17 protein-coding genes and 1 other RNA gene are annotated in these 20,060 nt (G+C 61.8%); 11 read left to right on the top strand and 7 right to left on the bottom strand.

Features of this window, described 5'->3' with window-relative positions:
- Positions 1-14: 14 nt before the first annotated feature.
- Positions 15-839: an LOG family protein gene (locus CABTHER_RS02050; RefSeq protein WP_014098912.1), complete on the bottom strand. Its 825-nt coding sequence runs from the start codon at positions 837-839 to the stop codon at positions 15-17.
- 247 nt (positions 840-1,086) lie between these two features.
- On the bottom strand, positions 1,087-1,392 hold the full coding sequence (locus CABTHER_RS02045) for a chorismate mutase (protein WP_014098911.1): 306 nt from the start codon (positions 1,390-1,392) through the stop codon (positions 1,087-1,089).
- Positions 1,393-1,544: 152 nt separating this feature from the next.
- On the opposite strand from CABTHER_RS02045, the gene CABTHER_RS02040 reads away from it, so the two are divergent.
- The 3 genes from CABTHER_RS02040 to CABTHER_RS02030 all read left to right on the top strand — a co-directional run bounded on the left by CABTHER_RS02040 (position 1,545) and on the right by CABTHER_RS02030 (position 5,279).
- Positions 1,545-2,546 carry a CsgG/HfaB family protein gene (locus CABTHER_RS02040; protein ID WP_081464641.1) on the top strand — a complete coding sequence of 334 codons (1,002 nt, stop codon included), beginning with the start codon at positions 1,545-1,547 and terminating at the stop codon, positions 2,544-2,546.
- A gap of 82 nt (positions 2,547-2,628) precedes the next feature.
- Positions 2,629-3,927 (top strand): hypothetical protein, encoded by a 1,299-nt coding sequence (locus CABTHER_RS02035; protein ID WP_148263900.1) that lies wholly within the window; start codon positions 2,629-2,631, stop codon positions 3,925-3,927.
- Positions 3,928-4,052: 125 nt separating this feature from the next.
- A complete protein-coding gene (locus tag CABTHER_RS02030; protein ID WP_014098908.1) occupies positions 4,053-5,279 on the top strand; it encodes an ABC transporter permease in 1,227 nt (408 codons plus the stop codon).
- Positions 5,280-5,305: 26 nt separating this feature from the next.
- Here the strand turns inward: CABTHER_RS02030 and CABTHER_RS02025 are convergent, their stop codons facing one another.
- The 3 genes from CABTHER_RS02025 to CABTHER_RS15295 all read right to left on the bottom strand — a co-directional run bounded on the left by CABTHER_RS02025 (position 5,306) and on the right by CABTHER_RS15295 (position 8,215).
- Positions 5,306-6,205, bottom strand: a complete 900-nt coding sequence (locus tag CABTHER_RS02025) for a histone deacetylase family protein (protein ID WP_014098907.1) — start codon at positions 6,203-6,205, stop codon at positions 5,306-5,308.
- A 39-nt stretch (positions 6,206-6,244) separates the two neighbouring features.
- On the bottom strand, positions 6,245-6,805 hold the full coding sequence (locus CABTHER_RS02020; RefSeq protein WP_014098906.1) for a Fur family transcriptional regulator: 561 nt from the start codon (positions 6,803-6,805) through the stop codon (positions 6,245-6,247).
- A gap of 63 nt (positions 6,806-6,868) precedes the next feature.
- Complete coding sequence (locus CABTHER_RS15295) at positions 6,869-8,215, bottom strand: M48 family metallopeptidase (RefSeq protein ID WP_014098905.1); 1,347 nt, start codon at positions 8,213-8,215, stop codon at positions 6,869-6,871.
- Between the two features lie 300 nt (positions 8,216-8,515).
- On the opposite strand from CABTHER_RS15295, the gene CABTHER_RS02010 reads away from it, so the two are divergent.
- Positions 8,516-10,141, top strand: a complete 1,626-nt coding sequence (locus tag CABTHER_RS02010) for a long-chain fatty acid--CoA ligase (RefSeq protein ID WP_041569038.1) — start codon at positions 8,516-8,518, stop codon at positions 10,139-10,141.
- A gap of 23 nt (positions 10,142-10,164) precedes the next feature.
- Entirely contained in the window at positions 10,165-10,812 is a 648-nt protein-coding gene (locus tag CABTHER_RS02005; protein WP_014098903.1) for a hypothetical protein, read from the top strand.
- A 1,447-nt stretch (positions 10,813-12,259) separates the two neighbouring features.
- On the opposite strand, the gene CABTHER_RS02000 is transcribed toward CABTHER_RS02005, so the two are convergent.
- A complete protein-coding gene (locus tag CABTHER_RS02000; protein ID WP_212770280.1) occupies positions 12,260-12,796 on the bottom strand; it encodes a hypothetical protein in 537 nt (178 codons plus the stop codon).
- Between the two features lie 262 nt (positions 12,797-13,058).
- On the opposite strand from CABTHER_RS02000, the gene ffs reads away from it, so the two are divergent.
- The 5 genes from ffs to CABTHER_RS01980 all read left to right on the top strand — a co-directional run bounded on the left by ffs (position 13,059) and on the right by CABTHER_RS01980 (position 16,906).
- An RNA gene (ffs, locus tag CABTHER_RS16385) (signal recognition particle sRNA small type) lies at positions 13,059-13,156 on the top strand.
- A gap of 71 nt (positions 13,157-13,227) precedes the next feature.
- Positions 13,228-14,565: a phosphopyruvate hydratase gene (gene eno, locus CABTHER_RS01995; protein WP_014098901.1), complete on the top strand. Its 1,338-nt coding sequence runs from the start codon at positions 13,228-13,230 to the stop codon at positions 14,563-14,565.
- A 3-nt stretch (positions 14,566-14,568) separates the two neighbouring features.
- Positions 14,569-15,207: a phosphatidylserine decarboxylase gene (locus CABTHER_RS01990; RefSeq protein ID WP_014098900.1), complete on the top strand. Its 639-nt coding sequence runs from the start codon at positions 14,569-14,571 to the stop codon at positions 15,205-15,207.
- Positions 15,208-15,261: 54 nt separating this feature from the next.
- Positions 15,262-16,164 (top strand): CDP-alcohol phosphatidyltransferase family protein, encoded by a 903-nt coding sequence (locus tag CABTHER_RS01985; protein WP_014098899.1) that lies wholly within the window; start codon positions 15,262-15,264, stop codon positions 16,162-16,164.
- A gap of 16 nt (positions 16,165-16,180) precedes the next feature.
- The gene (locus CABTHER_RS01980) at positions 16,181-16,906 is read left to right on the top strand and encodes an SIR2 family NAD-dependent protein deacylase (RefSeq protein ID WP_014098898.1); all 726 of its coding nucleotides are present in this window, start codon (positions 16,181-16,183) and stop codon (positions 16,904-16,906) included.
- Positions 16,907-16,915: 9 nt separating this feature from the next.
- On the opposite strand, the gene lipA is transcribed toward CABTHER_RS01980, so the two are convergent.
- Positions 16,916-17,935, bottom strand: a complete 1,020-nt coding sequence (lipA, locus tag CABTHER_RS01975) for a lipoyl synthase (RefSeq protein ID WP_014098897.1) — start codon at positions 17,933-17,935, stop codon at positions 16,916-16,918.
- A gap of 182 nt (positions 17,936-18,117) precedes the next feature.
- Here lipA and bchD point away from each other — a divergent pair, with 182 nt between their 5' ends.
- Positions 18,118-20,007, top strand: coding sequence for a magnesium chelatase ATPase subunit D (gene bchD, locus CABTHER_RS01970; protein ID WP_014098896.1), 1,890 nt, complete (start codon positions 18,118-18,120; stop codon positions 20,005-20,007).
- Positions 20,008-20,060: the final 53 nt, after the last annotated feature.

Below are 20,060 nucleotides of genomic sequence, written 5' to 3'. Positions count from 1 at the left end.
TTATCCCCAGAAGTTCAGTCACTGAAAGCCGGCCCGTCTTCCGGCTGGCCGTAAATCTCCAGCAGACAGTCCCGTAGATAGACAAAAGCCTCTTCCGGGCTGTTGGCGTAGCGAAAGAAATTCAGGTCGGCAGACGAAATCATGCCCCATCTGACCAACGCTTCAAAGTTGAGCACCTCACGCCAGTAAGCTTCGCCATAAATGACAATCGGCATCCGGCGGTTGAGCTTGCGCGTCTGAAGGAGCGTCAGGACTTCGAGCAACTCATCGAGCGTTCCGAACCCACCCGGAAAGATGACCAGCGCCTTGGCCGGATAGACCAGCCAGAACTTCCTCATGAAGAAGTAGTGAAACTCAAAGCACAGTTCAGGCGAAATGTAGGGATTCGGATACTGCTCGAAGGGAAGGCTGATGTTGAACCCGACCGACTTGCCGCCGGCAATGGCAGCGCCACGATTGGCGGCTTCCATAATCCCCGGACCGCCGCCGGAGCAGACCAGAAACCGGCGCTGCGTCGTTGGCAGACTCATGGCCCAAGTCGTGGGCATCCGGGACAGGTCCACCGCGTCATCATAGAAATGGGACAGCGCCGGGTCCGCGTGCTCTCCGTTGGTTTCCTCCGGTTCGTACTCCGGTGGGTACTTGCCTTCAGGATGGGGGTGAATGCGGGCCGAGCCGAAAAACACGATGGTGTCGCGTACCTGGTGCTGCTGCAACCGGACGGCCGGTTCGAGGTATTCACTCTGGATACGAATGATGCGCGCCGCGCGGCTTTCGAGAAATTCGTGATTGCGATAGGCCTTTGGAGGTTTGGCCAACCGCCGAGGGGTTTCGGTCATCGAGGTTGTCCACTCTCAACTAGGGTTCCGCGCCATTGTCAGCCATTTCCCGCATGCCTTTCCAGGCTGCCGTGCGGTTGGCAGGTCATTGTTTCGGCTGACCGGCAGGCAGCATTCCTTTTTAGCACAGCACCGGCCGGGCAACGACTGAAAAGTGGCTGACATCTTGCCGAGCGTACGCAACGCGGTGACGCAGGCAGCCTGCTGGCTTTCAGCCTGCTGGCTTTCAGCCTGCTGGCTTTCAAGCCTACCGGCCCTCGTGAGAAGCCGCCGGCGTGTCTTCCGGTGTTCCCAGAACCCGATGTTCAAGCCGGCGTGACTCGGCAATGATGGACTCAAAAAGCCGCCGTACCGCCTGGTCATCAAGCGGCCCGGTATTGCTGGCGATGACCTGCGTCAACACTTCCATTTCGCGCGCCGGGATGTGTACCGGCAGCCCCTGCGCGTGTTTGAGGTGCGCAATGGCAATGACCAGTTCGGCGCGCCGATTCAGCAATGCCAGCAACTGGGCATCGGTTTCATCAATCAACCGCCGGTACTCATGCAACGTCATGAAAGCACCCAACCAAACAGGACCGAACCCGCCAGCGCAGCCCCCGCCTGGCAACCAGAACATCGGATGTAGGTTTTCTCACATTACACAACGCTTTGTGCTACTTTCCAGCTTCATCTGGAAGACACACGCCACAGCCATTTTTACTGGAGATGACACGACCCACTATGAAGTATCACAAGTTTTTCCTGGCATTCGTCGTCGGCGGCTGCCTGCTCGCCGTCGTTGGGGGGACGCAGGTCTTTGCGCAACGCCAGACCAGCGACTCCCCGGCAAGTGACATGCGGAGCAACCAGCCGAAGAAAGGCAAAATCAGGGTGGCCATTATTCCGCAGGACAACCAGCGCGGCTGGACCAAGGACATCATGGTGGCCGAACTGGAGACGGCGCTCGCTGGCGGCCGGTTCGACATCCTGTCCCGCGACTCCCTCAACTCCATCATTGCAGAACAAAAGCTCGCCAACTCCGATCTGGCCGATCCCAACAACGCCATCAAAGTTGGGCGACTTGGCTCGGCGCAGTACATCATCGTCGCCAAGTGCGTTTCGATTGATGTGAAGGAAGGTGGCGTCAGTATCGGCGGTTTTGGACGCCGCGAAAAGAAGATGACCACCAAGGTCAACATACAGCTTATCAATGCCGAGACCGGCTCGGTCATCAAGTCAGAAAACTACGACGCCAGCGATGCCACCACCTCGACGCGGGTGGGCAGTTTTGGCGGCAATACGGCCGATGCACCCGGACAGGAATCCTTCACCAAGATGATGAAGACCTTTGCGCAGCGCTTCGCCGAAGTCGTCAGCCTGGAAGTGCCGTTTGAAACCACAGTGGCCATGGTGCGGGATGGGCAGGTCATCATCCGCAGTGGAGCAGCCGATGGCGTTCAGGAAGGGATTCAGTTTGATGTCATCCTCGAAGGGGAACCCATCCGGGACGCGGACGGAACCATTCTGGAACGCATCACGAACCGCGTGGCCACGCTGCGCGCCGCGAAGGTCAGTGAGAAAGTCACCTACTGCGATGTGGTTCAGACCTTCGATCCGAATTCAAAGGTGGCCGATCCGACACCCAACCTCGGACGCATCCAAACCGACATGACCGTACGGCAGGTCGCACGGGTGACAGCCCCGCCACCCCGCCGCAACAAGCCGTAGTCAATAGTCTGGTCATCCCCCCGGCCCGGGACTACCCACCGGGGATGTTGTGCTGGACATATCGGGCTTCAAGGAGGTCCCAGTGAAACCCATACGACGATTCGGTTTGCATCTCTTCACGGCTGCCTGCGTGGCGCTGCTTGCCGCAACGCTCCCGGCTCAGGCCGAAACGCTCAAAAAACGTTACACTTTTGACTACAACCCGGCCACTCGTGCGGCTTCGGAAGCGCGCGCCAAGTCAAAAGCCCGGAAACAATTCCTGGCGGACTTCCTTGAAGCCAAGTTCTCCCGCGCCATTATCGAAAGCCTGGCCGAGGAAATTGACATTGCCCTCGATCCACCGGATGCGTTCCTGACCGATTTCAAAATTACCAACACGCGCTTCAACGACGATGAGACCAAGATCATTCTGACCGTTGAAGGTGATGTCAACCTGCCGGCCATGGTGTCGGCTCTGGTTCAAAACAAGGTGCTCAGCTTTGGCGAGCGCCCGCCGCGCGTGATGTTCCTGCCCTCCAGCCGCTTTGATGACCCGAAAGCGGCCAAGACGCTGCGCGCCCTCGTCTATGAGCAGATGCGCCAGGCGGGGCTGCAATCGGTGGCGTTCGAGGGGGTGACAGAGATTACCTCGGTGCAAATCAAGCAATCGCCCAACGGGCTGCGGGTGCTCGCCAAGCAGGCACTTCAGTATGGGGCGGACTACCTCATCTATGTGGACCCGGAAACCGACAACCGCCCGGCCAGCATCGGCGGTTATATCTGCGACGCAAACTTCATCTACACGGTCATGCGCCCCAACGACAACCGCATTCTGGGCGAAGGCGTGATTACGAGCCGTGGCAGCGCCAATTCCGCGATGGTGGCCTTCGGCAAAGCCCTGGACGAAGCAGCCCCCATCCTGATGACGCGCGCTGTCGGGCAACTGTACCAGTCCATTTTCGCAGATAGCGATGTCATCTACGATCAGAAGCAGCTCAGGAACAACATCGCCCTGACCGTCTATGGCAAAACCTCGCCCCAGCAGACGCAGGCCATCATCAAGGCCCTGCAGGCGCAGAATGCCTACGTGACACTCGGCGTCGGCGGCGTGGGCGACCGCATGACGGTTGAAACGACGCTGGAGCTGCTCGATCTCTACAACTTCTTCAACAACCAGACCTTTGAAGCCGGGGGGATGAAATTCAAGGCACCCGTCGTCAGCTACGGCGAAAACACGCTCGAAGTGGAGATTGTCCCCCCAAACGGGCAACCCCGGAAAGCCCGGGCGACGAACCCGCCGCCCCGGCGGCCGCGTCCGTCGGACACCGGCGCTTCAACCAGGCCCAAAGGCATCGTGTGCAACCTCAAGCCGTCGCTGCGGGCGCCGGCCTTCGTGCAGTGACTGTCGGCGGTCACCGCCGTTTTCCGGGTCAGCCCCATGACAGCCGTCCCGCCCGGCGCGAGATGGCTGTCGTGGGGCTGTTTCCCTACCGGACAGCGGCCCGGCTCTGTTAGAGTCGGTGGACTATGAGCTGGTATGAGGTCTTTCGTCTGGCCCTGGATGCCATCTGGGCGCACAAGCTGCGTTCCTTTCTCACCCTGCTGGGCATCATCATCGGGGTGGCCAGCGTCACGGCCGTGGCAACCGTCATCGAGGGCTTCAGCGAGTACGTCAACGAAAAAGTGGCCGTCTATGGCACCGGGGCGCTCACCGTCGAAAAGGCTGCCTTTCAGGGCTTTGCAGACTTCGAGAAATTCCTGCGCGCCCTTCAGCGCAATCCTGATCTGACGACGGAAGACCTGCGGGCGCTGCGCGAGCGACTGACCCTGGCCGATGAAGTCGCGGCGCAGGACGGCTCGGCAGCGGATGTCCGCTATGGCAACACGGTGGTTACACTGGTGGGCATCCAGGGTGTCACGGCCAACTTCAATGACCTGTCCACCGTTGAACTTGCCCAGGGGCGCGTCATCAGTCCTTTCGATGAAGAAAACCGCCGCGCTGTGTGCGTGCTTGGCGCCGACGTGGCCAAAGAGCTTTTTCCCCGGGGCGACGCCATTGGCAAGACCGTCAAGCTGGGGCGTGATCCCTATGAGGTCATCGGCGTTGCCAAGCCGCTCGGCACGTTTCTTGGTCAGTCGCAGGACAACTACGTGCAGATTCCCCTCACCACGTTTCACAAAGTCTATGGTGAACGGCGCTCGCTGACCCTGTACGTCCGTCCGCGCCGGGGGGTGCCGACGGAACTCGTCGAAGATGAAATTCGCGCCATTCTGCGGACGCGACACCATCTTTCACCCCGTGAAGAAGACGACTTCAGCATCACAAGCGATCCGGCCACGCAGGGCATCTTCACGACCCTGCTTGCCACGGTCAGCGCCGTGGTGCTGCCCATCACGGGTATTTCCCTTGTCGTCGGCGGCATCGTCATCATGAACATCATGCTGGTTTCCGTCACCGAGCGAACCCGTGAAATCGGCATCCGCAAAAGCCTGGGGGCGCGCCGGCGCGACATCCTGCGCCAGTTTCTGGCGGAATCGGCCCTGCTGTCGCTGATTGGCGGCATCATCGGGCTGGTGCTGGCCTACCTGGTGATGCTGATCGTGTCGCACTTCTCCGGGTTGCCGGTCGCGCTACCGCTTTGGGCCGTGGCGCTGGCGCTGGTTGTGTCGGGGAGTGTCGGACTGTTTTTTGGGATTTATCCAGCCAGCAAGGCGGCCCGGCTCGATCCCATTCAGGCCCTACGCGCCGATTGAAGCCCGGCTTCACTGAACAGTTTTCTTCACCCGAAGACCTCGCGGGCTGCGCGGTAGGTGTTGCAGTGGGCTTCGACCGTATCCTGGCGGTCACGGGCATAGCCGCCTGAAAGCGTGATGGTGACTGGAATGCCGGCCTGCCGGCAGGTGCGCAGTACAAACTCGTCCCGGCGCCTGAGACCCTCCAGTGTCAGCGCCAGCCGACCGAAACGGTCGTGGACATAGGGGTCCACCCCGGCCAGGTAAAACACCAGGTCAGGGCGAAACGCCGCCAGAATGCGCGGCACATACTCGCGCAGAATCTCCAGATAGGCCGCATCCGTCATGCCATCCGGCAGCTCCAGGTCAAGCGAACCCGGCGGTTTCCGCAGCGGATAGTTGTTCCGGCCGTGCATCGAAAAGGTGAAGACATCCGACTCGCCGGCAAAAATAACGGCGTTGGCATTTCCCTGGTGAACATCGCAGTCAATGAGCGCCACCCGGCCGACATCACCCTCGCGCTGGAGCACCCGGACAGCAATCGCAATGTCGTTGAGGACACAGAAGCCCTCGCCATGATCGGGAAAGGCATGGTGCGTGCCCCCGGCAAGGTTGCCGGCGACGCCCTCTGCCAGGGCGTGGCGGGCGGCATTGAGGGTTCCCTGGGCCGCCAGCCGCGCGCGCATCACCAGTCCTTCCGACCAGGGAAGCCCCAGACGGCGCAGTTCGCGTGGTGTCAACTGCCCGGCCGCCAGGCGCGTCCAGTAATCACGGGTATGGGCCAGCAGAATGTCTTCCTCGCGGGCGGGGGCCGGGGCAACGACATCTTCCGGCGACAGCGTGCCCTCTTCAATCAGTTGGGCATGGACACGCGGAAACTTGACCATCGGAAACACGTGGGCATCACCGATGTCCACAAAGTAACCCGGCGCATAAGAGACAAACATGCGGTGTCGGCTGTGGTCAGGCGGTGTGGTAGCTCCGGCCTAACGCATCTTCCCTTCCTGAACTGCACCCGGACGCTTGCGGCAATAGGGGGGGTAGTCGTCGCGGTTGCTGTAGTACGCCTCACACATCCCAAACACCCGATGACTGTGGTCGGCAATGACAAAGCCGTACTGCTTGGCGATTTCCTCTTGCAGGCGTTCAATCTCCGGGCTGAAAAACTCGATGAGCGCGTCACACTCCGTACAGATCAGATGGTCGTGGTGATCGTGCTTGTATTCGTGTTCGTAGCGTGCGCGCCCATCGTTGAAGTTGACTTCACGGGCCAGTTTGGCTTCGACAAGCAGGCGCAGGGTTCGATAGACCGTCGTGAAGCCAACGGTTTTGTCGCGCTGTTTGACGAGGTCGTAGAGTTCCTCGACGCTCAGGTGCGCCTCGGTTTCCAGAAACGTCCGCAGGATGAGGTCCCGCTGGGCCGTCCGCTTGAGCCGATGCTTGACCAGGTGGCGGTGAAACAGCTCAAACTCCTCGTGAAAAGCATCGTCGGCCGGCTGGCTCTGGGGCGATGGTGTTTTCTCCGGCTGCTCAAGATGTTGCGGCATGGCTTACGTTTCCTCTGACACAATTCACCCTGACCGCCGGGCTGACGGTACAGCCACCTGGACTCACTGACTGCCAAGGTAGCGGAAGCCACGGCCGGTCCACTCCCAAACATAGCGAAGTCCCCGCTGGCTGACGATGACAACCTGCGCCCGCTGCCGGCTGCTGACCGGGATGATGCCGACGGCCGCGACCTCTCTTGGCGCAAGCGGCAGTACGTTGGTCCGTTGCCCACGGTCTTCGATGAACAGTGGATAGACCCGTCCGCTCACGTCCACCAGCGCGCCGACGCGCCCATCCTGCTCGTAAGCAATCACGGTATCGTTGCCGATGGCATCGCTGCCGAGCATGTCTCCACGTACGGCGCGCAGCGGATGGGCACCCTGAAGATCGGCGCGGTGGAAAATTTCTTCCGCGTCTTCGTAGGTGACTTCCCGGCTGCGGGGTGGCAGTGGCTCAGATGCTGTCGTGTCTGCCCCCGTGTCCCGTGACGCCGGCCACATCTCGTCCTCCGGCGTTGGCGGTACTGCCCGCCCTGTCACTCCCAGGCGGCGCTGGACATCAATGAAAGCCCGGGTTGTCCGTACCCCGCGCCGATCTGATCCTGCCAGATACTGTGCGATTTCACGCTGGGTATTCTGGAGACGCTCTGCCGGAGGCGGGTGGGAAGCAAAGATTTTGTCGAACAGGCCGGGACTACGCTGCATCAGCGAACCGAGCAGGCGGAACATGTTGTTCATTTCTTCGGTGTTGTAGCCGGCGTGGTACATGTCATACAGCCCAAGAAAATCGGCTTCCCGCTCCTGATCGCGTGACCGCTGAAACAGCTTGCCGCCAGCGATGAGGGTCACAGCCAACTGCCCAAGCTGACCGATCGCGCCGTTGCCCAACAGGACTCCGGCAATGCCGATGATGAGACCTGTTGTTTGTGTCCGGCGGAGTGTGGCGCTCAGGTGATAGCCAACGTTGTGGCCGACTTCGTGGGCCAGAACGGCGGCCAGTTGCCCTTCGGTCGTCGCCTGTTTGATGAGTCCTGTGTGGATGTAAATGCGCCCGCCGCCGGGTGTGAAAGCGTTAATCTGGTCGTTTTCCACGACATAGAACTGGTAGGGCAGGTCTGGTCGCCCGGAAACCTCGGCCACCCGTCGTCCGACCTGGTTGACATAGTTGACGATAACCGGGTCAGTCACAAAACGGTACTGTTTCGAGATTTCCTGATGGGCCATTTCCGCAAACGCCAACTCATCCCGGAGAGACATGGCCCCACGGGCGCGCGCCCGGTCGTCGAGCCGCCGGAACTTGTCGTACGGGTTGGGTCCGGCAGAACGGTTGCGGTTGTCGGCCCAGACCGGCACGCCCAAGGCGCTCATCAGCACCAGACCGACCATGAGCATGGCCATGCTGCGCGTCATCCGGCTGCGTCGAGGCTGTTTCCTGCGCTGTCCCACGGCGGCCACACCTTCCGGCTGTGACTTCAAATCCCGGCTTGACATGAGTATCATCCCTTTCCGATGGTCTGCGGCATCAAGCATCCAGACACCACCACATACATGAATCACTAACAAGACGGCTGTAGGTTGCCAGACCAGCCTTTCGATGAATGACAAACGGAGGGCGCTGCATTTCATCCCACCGTGGCTTCGTGCAGAAGGGTTTCGGCGGCAAAGATTGTACAAAACGAATCATTCCACGCAAGGAGCGCAAGGTTGCCTATGTTACAGGGTTTGATGATGGACTATCCCCTGACCATGACACATTTTCTCGAACGTGCCCGGCGGTATCACCACGATGTTGAAATTGTCACCAAACGTCCCGACGGCTCACTGCACCGCTACACGTACGGCGAAGCCTACCGGCGGGTTTGCCGTCTGGCGCATGCGCTGGCCAGGCTGGGCGTCGAACAGGGCGACCGGATTGGCTCCCTGGCCTGGAATCACTACCAGCACCTTGAGCTGTACTTTGCCGTTCCCTGCTACGGGGCGGTGATGCACACGCTCAACCTGCGCCTGGCACCCGACCAACTGACCTACGTCATCAATCACGCGGCCGACCGCATCATTTTCGTGGATGCCAGCCTCGTCCCGCTGCTGGAAGCCATTCAACCGCACCTGACGAGCGTCCAGCACTTTGTCATCATCAATGCCCCGCCGGACTTTACGACCAAGCTGCCCAACGTCCGGCACTACGAAGAGCTGCTTGAGGGCGAGCCGGACACATTCGACTTTCCCCGGCTGGACGAACGGGCGGCGGCCGGGCTGTGCTACACCAGCGGCACGACAGGGAAACCAAAGGGCGTTCTCTACAGCCACCGGTCGCAGTTCATCCACACGATTGCGGCTGGGGGCGGAGACGCCCTCTCACTCAGAGGGACGGACACCGTCATTGCGGTTGTCCCGATGTTTCACGCCAACGCCTGGGCGCTGCCTTATCTGAGTGCTTCGCTTGGCTTCAAGTTCGTGTTGCCGGGCCCGCACCTCAAGCCGGAAACCCTGGCGCAACTCATCCAGGATGAAAAAGTCACCGTGGCAGCCGGCGTCCCGACGCTCTGGATTGGGATGTATCAGGCTATCAAGGCGCATGGCTTCGATGTTTCCAGTCTGCGGGCGCTCATCGTGGGCGGCGCGGCGTTTCCCAAGACTTGGATCGAAGCCTACGAGAAAGAACTGGGCATACCGGTCGTTCACGCCTGGGGTATGACCGAGATGTCGCCGATGGGCACCTCCACCGGCACGCTCAGTCATCGCACAGACCTTTCCATTGACGAGAAAATCGCCATCAAAACCCACCAGGGCTACGCCCCGCCCGGCGTCGAAATGCGTATCGTGGGCGATGATGGCCGTGAAATGCCTTGGGATGGCAAGTCGGTGGGCGAAATCCAGGTGCGCGGCCCCTGGGTCGTGGGTGCGTACTACAACGACGACTCGGCCGCGGCGCAGTTCACACCCGACGGCTGGTTTCGTACCGGCGACGTGGCCACCATTGATCCCAAAGGGCTGCTGACCATCACCGACCGGACGAAGGACCTCATCAAAAGCGGCGGCGAATGGATTTCGAGCGTGGCGCTGGAAAACGTCATCATGTCGCATCCGAAGGTACTGGAAGCAGCGGTCATTGCCATCCCGAATGAAAAGTGGAGCGAACGGCCGCTGGCATTGGTCGTCCCGCGCAACCCTGATGACCGTCCAACACCGGAGGAACTCCACGAACTGGTGTTGGCGCACTGTGCCAAGTTCTGGGTTCCCGATGAGTTTCGCTTTGTGGAGAGCATCCCCAAAACGTCGGTGGGTAAGTTTGACAAGAAGGTACTCCGTCAGATGTACGCCGAAGGCAAGCTGTGAACCCGGGACGACGTTGGCTCAGGTTGGCACTTAATCTGGCGCTGTCGGTTGGGCTGCTGCTGGGGTGGGCACTTGGGTGGTATCTGCCCGCCGCAGGGGCACAGGGCGAAACCTACCGCTATGAGTTTGAGCAGCCCAACTTCCTTGTGACGCGGATTGTCATCGTTCTCGATGCGGAGGGACGCGGCACGCTCGAATATGTCGAAAAGGACATACCGGCGCCGACCCGCGCTCCGGTGACGCTGCGCCCTGAATCGCTGGCGCGTCTTCGACGGCTGGCGGAACAGGTGGCGTCCCTGCCGTCCGCTCCGCCTTCGGAAAAACATTCCAACCTGGGGTTGAGCAAGCTGTCGCTGGTGGTCAACGGCCAACCGGTTACGGTGGCTTTTACCTACACGCCTCATCCGGCTTTGCTTGAGTTGGGGCAGTTCTTTCGGGGAATCGTCACGCAGCACCAGCGGGTCAGTCAGATTGAAGTGGCACGGCGCTATCAACCGCTTGACATGCCCAAACTGCTGCGTGACCTGGAAGCCGACCTCAATGCCAGGCGCATCGCCGAGCCGGCAGCCCTGGCTGACCTGCTGGCGAGTCTGGCCAATGACCTGCGGTTGTCGCTCATTGCGCGCAACCACGCCAAGCGGCTGTACGCCCGGATCAACGGGAAAACCTGAAAGCCTGGGAGCGCGGGCGTCCCGCCCGCATGCTTTCGGTTCGGCCTGGGCATGTTTCGCCTGTGCGTCGTACAACAAGCCAAAATGTGCAGGCGGGTCACCTGTGTTGTTGGGGTGACATTCAACCGTCGCCACGCGACGGGGGGTGTGGGACGCCTGTGACCCGTGGGTTGAAACCCACGGCTAAAATCAGGCGTCGCTGACGCGACGGGGCTGGGAGCGCGGGCGTCCTGCCCGCACTTTGTTTTGGCGGGCACTTGGCGGATGCCCGTGGGTTGAACTCCTGCTGAATTCAACCGTCGCTGGCGCGACGGGGGGCGGTGGGGGATGCCGCGATCCCGTGGGTTGAAACCCACGGCTAAAATCAGGCGTCGCTGACGCGACGGACCTGGGAGCGCGGGCGTCCTGCCCGCACTTTGTTTTGGCGGGCACTTGGCGGATGCCCGTGGGTTGAACTCCTGCTGAATTCAACCGTCGCTGGCGCGACGGGGGGCGGTGGGGGATGCCGCGATCCCGTGGGTTGAAACCCACGGCTAAAATCAGGCGTCGCTGACGCGACGGACCTGGGAGCGCGGGCGTCCTGCCCGCACTTTGTTTTGGCGGGCACTTGGCGGATGCCCGTGGGTTGAACTCCTGCTGAATTCAACCGTCGCCACGCGACGGGGGGTGTGGGACGCCTGTGACCCGTGGATTGAAACCCACGGCTAAAATCAGGCGTCGCTGACGCGACGGGGCTGGGAGCGCGGGCGTCCTGCCCGCACGTTTGCTTTTGGCGAGCAATTGGGGGATGCCAGTGGGTTGGGGTTCCCATCGAACAGGGGATTTTGCCCGTCCGTATCCCCAGTAGATGAAAGTTTGTCTGTCGCGTAGCGACAGTTGATTTTAGCCGTGGGTTTCAACCCACGGATCACAGCCGGTCCCATCGTTCCCGTCGCGTCAGCGACGGCAGAATTTAGGCGTGGATTTCAACCCACGCTGGGTTCAATCCACGGTCATCCTGCCAAAACAAAGGTGCGGGCAGGACGCCCGCGCTCCCAGGTCCGTCGCGTCAGCGACGCCTGATTTTAGCCGTGGGTTTCAACCCACGGGATCGCGGCATCCCCCACCGTCCCCCGTTGCGTCAGCGACGGTTGGACGCGGGCGGGTTCAACCCACGGGCATCCCTGGATTGCCTCCAAAAAAATGGGTGGGATGCCTGCGTTGTTGGGAATGAAATTCAACCGTCGCTACGCGACGGGGAATATGGGGATGCCTGCGATCCGTGGGTTGAAACCCACGGCTAAGCTCAACTGTCGCTACGCGACAGACAAATTTCATCCACTGGGGATGCGGACGGGCAAAATCCTCTGTTCGATGGGAACCCCACCCATTGGCATCCCCAAATTGCTCGCCAAAAAACAAAGATGCGGGCGGGACGCCCGCCCTCCCAAGCGTGATCCCGGACTCCTTACGGGCGGCGGGCCTTGCCGTTCTGCCGGGCTTCCTCCAGCAGGGTCAGAATTTCCTGTTTGACTTCCGCAAAGGGCCGCGGCTGCCCACGCGGGACCTCCCCTCGCCGTGCCTCGGATGCCCCGGTTGCCACGGTCGCTGCCCCCCCGTCCGCTACCTCACCGGAGCGTCCGCGCCAGTTCTCGACTGTATCCCCGTTTATCAGAAACTGCCCATACTGCCAGTTGACCGTATGAAACAGGGTTTGATCACGGGCCAGAAAGACCAGCATTTCCTGCTGGGGCGCATACACATCGCGGGCGCAGTAGGTGGTGCTCATCGCCCATACCCGCACTTCCTGACGGCGCGGATCGCCATAAATGACCTCGACGATTTCAAGCGTCGCCAACTGTCCATACATCGGATTGCGAATGTTTTTGGTGGAGCGCACCCGCACCCGCGCAATGAGATCGGCGCTCAGGACGAGTTCGCGCGTCTCCATCACGCGCATGTTGCACTGGGCATCCACGGAGACAGGCAGCAGAGAAAAACACACAAATGCAATGAGACAGAACAAAAAACGCATGCGGATTGAGCAATAGAGCCGACGGAATCAGAGCATGAGCATAAGCCGGGCATTGTAACTCAAACCGGCTGCTTGGAAAGCCCTGCTTGAGTCAAATGACCAGAACCCTGCCCGTCAATAACGCCCACTCCAGACGCGCGTGCCATTTCCTGTTTCCCGGCCGGTGAATTGACACCCCGGCTTTTGCGGCCTATAGTCGTTAGGCTTGTCACACGGCAGGCGCATATCAGGCTTTCGGGTCCCGCGCGTCCAAGGGCTCACGAACCCCGCCAGGGTAGAGATACAGCAACGGTAGTGAGTTTGCGGAGTGTGCGGGGAAACTCGAAAGCCTGGCTTCATTTTTACGCCTTTTTCAAGCGACGACGTTCCGCATTCCCTTGCACTGACGAGGCATCACCCCCATGGGACTCACCATCGAACGCATCCACGCCCGCGAAATCCTTGACTCACGCGGCAATCCGACCGTCGAAGCCGATGTCGTGCTTTCCAACGGACTCGTGGGAACGGCCGCCGTTCCCTCCGGGGCTTCAACCGGCGAGAACGAAGCCCTTGAACTCCGCGACGGCGATAAGCGCCGCTACCTCGGCAAGGGCGTTCAAAAGGCCGTGACCAACGTCAATACCACGATTGCCAAACGCCTCGTGGGCCGCGACCCCCTCGACCAGCAGGGACTTGACCGGGACCTGCTCGCGCTCGACGGCACCCCCAACAAACGCAAGCTCGGCGCCAATGCCATGCTGGCTGTGTCGCTGGCCACGGCCCGCGCTGCTGCCCAGGCCGTCGGATTGCCACTGTACCGCTACCTTGGCGGCACCCACGCCCGGACGCTCCCCGTCCCGCTGATGAACATCCTCAACGGCGGCGCGCATGCCGACAACAACGTGGACTTCCAGGAGTTCATGATTGCCCCCTGCGGCGCGGCAACCTTCGCCGAAGCCCTCCGCTGGGGCGCCGAGATTTTCCACACCCTCAAGGGCGTGCTCCGCAAACGCAACTACAACACCGCCGTCGGCGACGAAGGTGGCTTTGCGCCCAACCTCCGTTCCAACGAGGAAGCCATTGAACTCGTGCTCGAAGCCATCACCCAGGCCGGCTACAAACCCGGCGTACAGGTGGCCGTGGCGCTTGACCCCGCGGCCAGCGAATTTTTCGAGGGCGGCCACTACATCTTCAAAAAATCCGACAAGTCCAAGCACACCCCCGAAGCCATGGTGGAATACTGGGCTGACTGGGTACGAAAATATCCCATTATCTCCATCGAAGACGGACTGGCCGAAAACGACTGGACCGGCTGGGCGTTGCTGACGAAAGCCCTGGGCGACCGGGTACAACTGGTAGGTGATGACCTTTTCGTGACGAACGTGACGTATCTGCGCAAAGGCATTGAGCAGCACGTTGGCAACTCGATTCTCATCAAGGTCAACCAGATTGGCACGCTGACCGAAACCATGGATACCGTCGAACTGGCGCGAAACCATGGCTACACGGCCATCATTTCGCACCGGTCGGGAGAAACCGAAGACGCCTTCATTGCCGACCTCGCCGTGGCGCTCAACACAGGACAGATCAAAACCGGCTCGGCCAGCCGGAGCGACCGCCTGGCGAAGTACAACCGTCTGCTGCGGATCGAAGAACAGCTTGGGGCCAGTGCCAGTTATCCCGGCCTCCAGGCGTTCTACAACGTGAAGGTCGAGCCGGCCAAAGCCACGACTTCCCGCGCCACCCGCAACGAACGTTGAGCAATGGCCAAGGAAGCCTATCCCTACCTGCTCTGGTGCGGTCTGGCCGCGGCGCTGCTTGCCCCGGCGGCGCTCTGGTGGCCTCCGGCGTGGGGACTCGTAGCCGTGGTTGGCCTTGTGGCCGCCTTCGTGGCCTACTTTTTTCGTGACCCGGAGCGCCAGATTCCGCCCGGCAGCGATATTGTCGTCTCGCCGGCCGACGGGCGCATCACCCGCCTGGCTCCGGTGACGCCCGGCGACCCGGCTTCACCGTGGTTGGTAAGCATCTTCCTGTCGCCGCTGGACGTGCACATCAACCGGGCGCCCATCGCCGGCATCATCCGGGATGTCCTGCACCGGCCCGGACAGTTCAAAAGCGCCCTGCGGGAAGATGCGGCACTCATCAACGAGCAGTTCATCGTCGTGCTGGAAGGAACGCACATCACCGTCACCCTCAAACAAATCGCTGGACTCATTGCCCGCCGGTGCGTTTTGTGGAAAGGCGTCGGCGATCAGGTTGCCTGTGGCGAGCGGATTGGTCTCATCAAGTTCAGTTCACGGACTGATCTCATCGTCCCGGCCGAAGTTGAACTCCAGGTGCGCCAGGGGCAGCGGGTCAAGGGCGGCACCACCATCATCGGACGGATTCGCCCACTGGACTAGCGCCAACGCCTTTGCCGGCGCCAACGCCTTTGCCGGCGCCAACGCCTTGTCGCCATGAACCGTGAAGCTGAAGCCAAACATCGTCTCACCCGCCGCCGCCTGCGCAAAGGCGTGTATGTCCTGCCGAGCTTCATCACCTGCATCAACATCTACATGGGCTTTTATGCCGTGGTCGAAAGCCTGAAGGGCTACAAGTACGTGGCGCTCAACGACCCGGAAATGGCCACGCGGCACTTCGACATTGCGGCGCTGTGCATTGGCTGGTCGGTGCTGTGCGACTTTCTCGACGGACGCATTGCGCGCCTGATGCATGCCACGAGTGAGTTTGGCGTCCAGCTCGACAGCCTGGCCGACGTGCTCAGTTTTGGTATTGCTCCGGCGGTTCTGCTCTACACCTGGGGCTTTTCCGGCATTCCGGCGTTTCAGAAGCTGGCGTGGGGGGCGGCCTTTATTCACCTCATCTGCTGTGCGCTGCGTCTGGCGCGCTTCAACGTCCAAGCGACCAAACCCATCCCCGGCGACCCCAAAACCGCCAAACGCTTCTTTGTCGGTCTTCCCACCCCGGCGGCGGCTGGGCTGCTCGCCGCCATTGTGCACTTCACGCCGCTGCCGGTTGTGTATCAGGAAACCTACTACCGCCTCTTCGGGCAGGAATTCCTCATCACCCCGACGGAATGGGCCCTGGGGCTGTTCGTGCTGGCGATTACGCTGGCGCTGCTTATGGTCAGCACGTTGCGGTTCAACAGCTTCAAGGACCTGGGGCCATACGCCCGGCATCCGCAGATCGTACTGCTTTCCCTGGGACTGCTCATTTTTCTCGTCTATAACTACTCGCAATGGACGCTGCTCATCCTGGCCACCATCTACGCCGGGCAGGGGCCGGCCGGGAAACTGGCCAGCCTTTTCCGCCGCAGGACGGCTTCCGTTCCGACGCCCACTTCGGCCGAAACCCTCTAACCAACCACTTGCCCGTATGACCGACGACCAGCTCCAGCAAGCCCGTCAGTACCTTGCCGCCGCCAGGCGCGTTGTAGTGTTCACGGGAGCCGGCATTTCGGCCGAATCCGGCGTGCCGACCTTTCGTGGCAAAGATGCGACCTGGAAGGGGATGCCGGCCGCCGTTGCGTCTTCCATCGGACTGCTCGAACAGGACCTCACCACGGCCTGGGAGTGGTTTGACTACCGGCGGACGCTGCTCAAAACCGTCGTTCCCAACCCCGCGCACATCGCCGTTGCCCAGGCGGAAACGCGGTTTGAGGATTTTCTGGTGGTCACGCAAAACGTGGACGGCCTGCATCAGAAGGCCGGCAGCCAACGCATCATCGAGCTGCACGGCAACATCTGGCGGGGACGCGGGTTGCGTACGGGCAAACGCTATCCGCTGCCCGAAACGCCGCTGCCGACGCTGCCGCCCCGTGGCGACCACGACGAGCCGCTGCGCCCCGACGTTGTTCTCTTTGGTGAGATGCTTCCGGCCGGCGCGTTTGAGGAAGCTGAAATTGCAGCTTCCCGGTGTGATGTCTGCCTCGTCATCGGCACGTCCGGCGTGGTTTATCCGGCGGCACTCATTCCCTTTGCCGCGCGCGATGCCGGCGCGGCCGTCATCGAGGTCAACCCGGAGAGCACCGACCTGACGCCCCACATGACGCTCTCGCTGCGCGGCCGGGCCGGCGACATCGTGCCCCGGCTCTTTGGCTAGGCCCTGTGGCTAGGTCGTTCTTTCACGAGGAAGGGCACCGGGAAGGGTGTTTCCCGGCAGGTCCGGTGCTGATGCCGTTGACCGGCGGCGCGTCAACGGCACAAGTGTCGGCGGGGCTGCCGGCACAGGGGCATCCACTTCCGCAACCTGTTCGTGCGCGTGGTAAGAACTGCGCACCAGCGGGCCGGCTTCGACATGCCGGAACCCCATCGCCAGCCCAATCTGCCTGAGTTCGGCAAATTCATCCGGGTGGTAAAACTTCTCGACCGGCAGGTGACGGAGACTTGGCCGCAGATACTGCCCCAACGTCAGAATATCGCAGTCGTTCTCACGCAGATCGCGCATCGTTTCCAGCAGTTCATCCCGTGTCTCGCCCAGACCCAGCATGACGCCGGACTTCGTCAGCACGGGATAGTCTGCTGAACGCCAGGCGGCCGCCCGGCGCAGCAACTCCATCGAGCGGGCATAAATGGCATCGGGACGCACCCGCCGGTACAACGCCTTGACCGTTTCCGTGTTGTGGTTGAGCACATCGGGACGCGCTTCCATCACCACATCGAGGGCTTCCCAGTTGCCGCAGAAGTCCGGGATGAGCACTTCCACGCGGCAGCCGGGGTTGTAACGCCGGACTTCCCGGATCGTCGCCGCAAAATGGTGCGCGCCGCCATCGGGCAGGTCATCGCGGTTCACCGAAGTGATGACCGCGTGGCGCAGGCCCAGCTTGCGGACGGCTTCGGCGACGTGGCGCGGCTCAGCGGGATCGAGCAGCCGGGGCGCACCCTTTGTCACGGCGCAGAAGCCACAGTGCCGCGTGCAGATGTCGCCCATGAGCATGAAGGTCGCCGTCCGGTTGGAGAAACACTCCCAGATGTTCGGGCAGCGCGCTTCCTGACACACGGTGTTGAGGGAAAGATCGTCCACCATGTGGGCGACTTCCTGAAACCTGTCACGGGCATCCAGGCGGATTTTCAGCCACGCCGGTTTGCGTTCCGGGCGGAGATCACGGCGGGTAAAAGTACGGTCAGCCATAGTGATGCCATCTTAGAAACCGCCGGCCGCAGACTCAAGTCACCAAACCCGTCACGGCCCAGCCGCCGAAGCCTTGGCCGGGCAGCCTTTTGGTGTAAGTTGAATCCGTAGCTGCACCATCCACCCGGCCGCCTGCCATCCTCTTACGCAGTCACATCCGTTCCGGCCCCTGACACTGCACCATGATGTCTTACGCCCAAACCAGCCCTTCCCTTCAGCTCGTCACGCTGCCCTTTGTCGCTGTCGTCGGCCATGCTCCGGTCAAGCGCGCGCTGCTGCTGCTGGCCATTGAACCCCGGCTGCGCGGCGTCGCCTTTGCCGCTCCGGCCGGCAGTGCCAAGTCGGTTCTGGCGCGCGGTTTTGCCCAGATTGTCCCCGACGTGGACGGCCGGCGCCCGCCGTTCGTCATCCTGCCCGGCAACATCAGTGAAGACCGCCTTTTTGGCGGCCTCGACCTCGAAGCCACGCTCGCCGGCGGCCGGCGACGCTTCGCGCCGGGTATTCTGGCGCAAGCCCACGGCGGCTACGTCTTTGCCGACAACCTCAATCTGCTGCCGACCCAGGTGGAAAACGCCCTGCTGACCTGCCTCGACGAAGGCTGCCTGCGCGTCGAACGGGAAGGCGTCTCGCTGACCTTGCCCGCGGACTTCGGGCTGATTGCGGCCTTCAATCCGGGTGACGGCCCCGTACGCTGGCACATCCTCGACCGGCTGGGCCTCATCGTGGCCGCCTCGCGCCAGTCTGACCTCGAAACCCGGCAGAAAGTCATCGAAACCGTGGCGGCCTTCGAGCGTGACCCGGAAGCCCTGCAGATGCTTTACGCCGAAGAAACCACACTGCTTCGGAATCTCCTGACCGATGCACGGCAGCGGTTGCCGCAGGTCACGCTGGGCGATGAAACCCTGCACTGGCTTTGCGCACGCGCGGCGGCGCTGGGCACCGTCGGGCAGCGGGCAGAATACTTTGCCACGCTGGCGGCCCGGGCCAATGCCGCACTCGAAGGACGGACCGCGGTCAATGAAGACGACTGCCGGACAGCCGAGTTTTTCGTCCTGCTGCCACGCGCCACACAGCGTCCCGAAAGCGAACCCGAACCACCACCGCCGCCGCCACCGCCTTCGGAAAGCTCGGAAGACGAGCCGGAACCGCCCTCACCGCCGGAAGAACTCGAAGACCTGGCGCTGGTTTTCGACGCCGAAGAAGCGGCCCTCGACGCCGACTTCGACTTTTTTGCCAAAAAGGCGCGGCTGGGGCGCTACGGGAAACGCTCCGAGCGCGACAACTTTCAATCCGGGCGGCACGTCCGCTCCGTGCCGGGCGAACCCTCGCGGGGGCGCGTCGCCATTGAAGCCACGCTGCGTCAGGCCGCACCGCACCAGCCGGCCCGCCGCCAGAAGCTGCTCGCCAACGGACAGACACCCGACCGGATACTACTCAAAAAAGATGATGTCCGGCTCAAGAAACTCCGCCAGCGCACCGGCGCACTCATCGTCTTCATCGTGGATGCTTCCGGGAGCATGGCTGCCAACCGTATGGGACAGGCCAAAGGGGCCGTCGTCGAACTGCTGCGCCAGTCCTACGTCAACCGGGACAAAGTTGCCCTCATTGGCTGCTATGGCAACGAAAGCCGGGTGCTGCTGGCTCCGACACAAAGCGTCGAAGCGGCCAAGCGCCAGCTCGAAACCCTGCCGACCGGCGGAGCCACGCCGCTCAACGATGCACTCCGGCGGGCACAGGCGCTCATCGAGGAAGTCCGGCGCACCGGGGCCTACACCGAGGCGCTTGTCATTGTCATCGGCGACGGACGCGGCAACGTCCCGGCCCGGACGCCCGAACCGGACGGGAACCTTTCCCGCGCCGATGCTATCCGGCGTGAACTGGAAGACCTGGCGCGGGTATATGCCGCCAGTAACATCCGCCTCGTTGTCTTCGACACCCAAAACCGCTTTGTCTCACGTGGCGAAGCCAGACAGCTCGCAGAGCTGTTTGGCGGGCGATACATCTACCTGCCGCGCCTGTCGGCGGCCGGCATCACCGATGCGGTCAAGCAGGAACTGCGCCGGTCGTCCTGATTTCACACTTTGGTTTCTGCCCTCCGGGTCGGGTATTGACCTCAAAATGCGCC

The sequence above is a fragment of the Chloracidobacterium thermophilum B genome, from assembly GCF_000226295.1.
Lineage (GTDB): Bacteria > Acidobacteriota > Blastocatellia > Chloracidobacteriales > Chloracidobacteriaceae > Chloracidobacterium > Chloracidobacterium thermophilum.
Note: the sequence above shows the minus strand (reverse complement) of the source record. Positions and strands in the feature narration are given on the sequence as shown.

What these genes read in the sequence shown, in the direction of transcription:
- CABTHER_RS02050 (WP_014098912.1), bottom strand. Translation starts at nt 839, where the DNA reads ATGACCGAAACCCCTCGGCGGTTGGCCAAACCTCCAAAGGCCTATCGC.
- CABTHER_RS02045 (WP_014098911.1), bottom strand. Translation starts at nt 1,392, where the DNA reads ATGACGTTGCATGAGTACCGGCGGTTGATTGATGAAACCGATGCCCAG.
- CABTHER_RS02040 (WP_081464641.1), top strand. Translation starts at nt 1,545, where the DNA reads ATGACACGACCCACTATGAAGTATCACAAGTTTTTCCTGGCATTCGTC.
- CABTHER_RS02030 (WP_014098908.1), top strand. Translation starts at nt 4,053, where the DNA reads ATGAGCTGGTATGAGGTCTTTCGTCTGGCCCTGGATGCCATCTGGGCG.
- CABTHER_RS02025 (WP_014098907.1), bottom strand. Translation starts at nt 6,205, where the DNA reads ATGTTTGTCTCTTATGCGCCGGGTTACTTTGTGGACATCGGTGATGCC.
- CABTHER_RS02020 (WP_014098906.1), bottom strand. Translation starts at nt 6,805, where the DNA reads ATGCCGCAACATCTTGAGCAGCCGGAGAAAACACCATCGCCCCAGAGC.
- CABTHER_RS15295 (WP_014098905.1), bottom strand. Translation starts at nt 8,215, where the DNA reads ATGACGCGCAGCATGGCCATGCTCATGGTCGGTCTGGTGCTGATGAGC.
- CABTHER_RS02010 (WP_041569038.1), top strand. Translation starts at nt 8,516, where the DNA reads ATGTTACAGGGTTTGATGATGGACTATCCCCTGACCATGACACATTTT.
- eno (WP_014098901.1), top strand. Translation starts at nt 13,228, where the DNA reads ATGGGACTCACCATCGAACGCATCCACGCCCGCGAAATCCTTGACTCA.
- CABTHER_RS01990 (WP_014098900.1), top strand. Translation starts at nt 14,569, where the DNA reads ATGGCCAAGGAAGCCTATCCCTACCTGCTCTGGTGCGGTCTGGCCGCG.
- CABTHER_RS01985 (WP_014098899.1), top strand. Translation starts at nt 15,262, where the DNA reads ATGAACCGTGAAGCTGAAGCCAAACATCGTCTCACCCGCCGCCGCCTG.
- CABTHER_RS01980 (WP_014098898.1), top strand. Translation starts at nt 16,181, where the DNA reads ATGACCGACGACCAGCTCCAGCAAGCCCGTCAGTACCTTGCCGCCGCC.
- lipA (WP_014098897.1), bottom strand. Translation starts at nt 17,935, where the DNA reads ATGGCTGACCGTACTTTTACCCGCCGTGATCTCCGCCCGGAACGCAAA.
- bchD (WP_014098896.1), top strand. Translation starts at nt 18,118, where the DNA reads ATGATGTCTTACGCCCAAACCAGCCCTTCCCTTCAGCTCGTCACGCTG.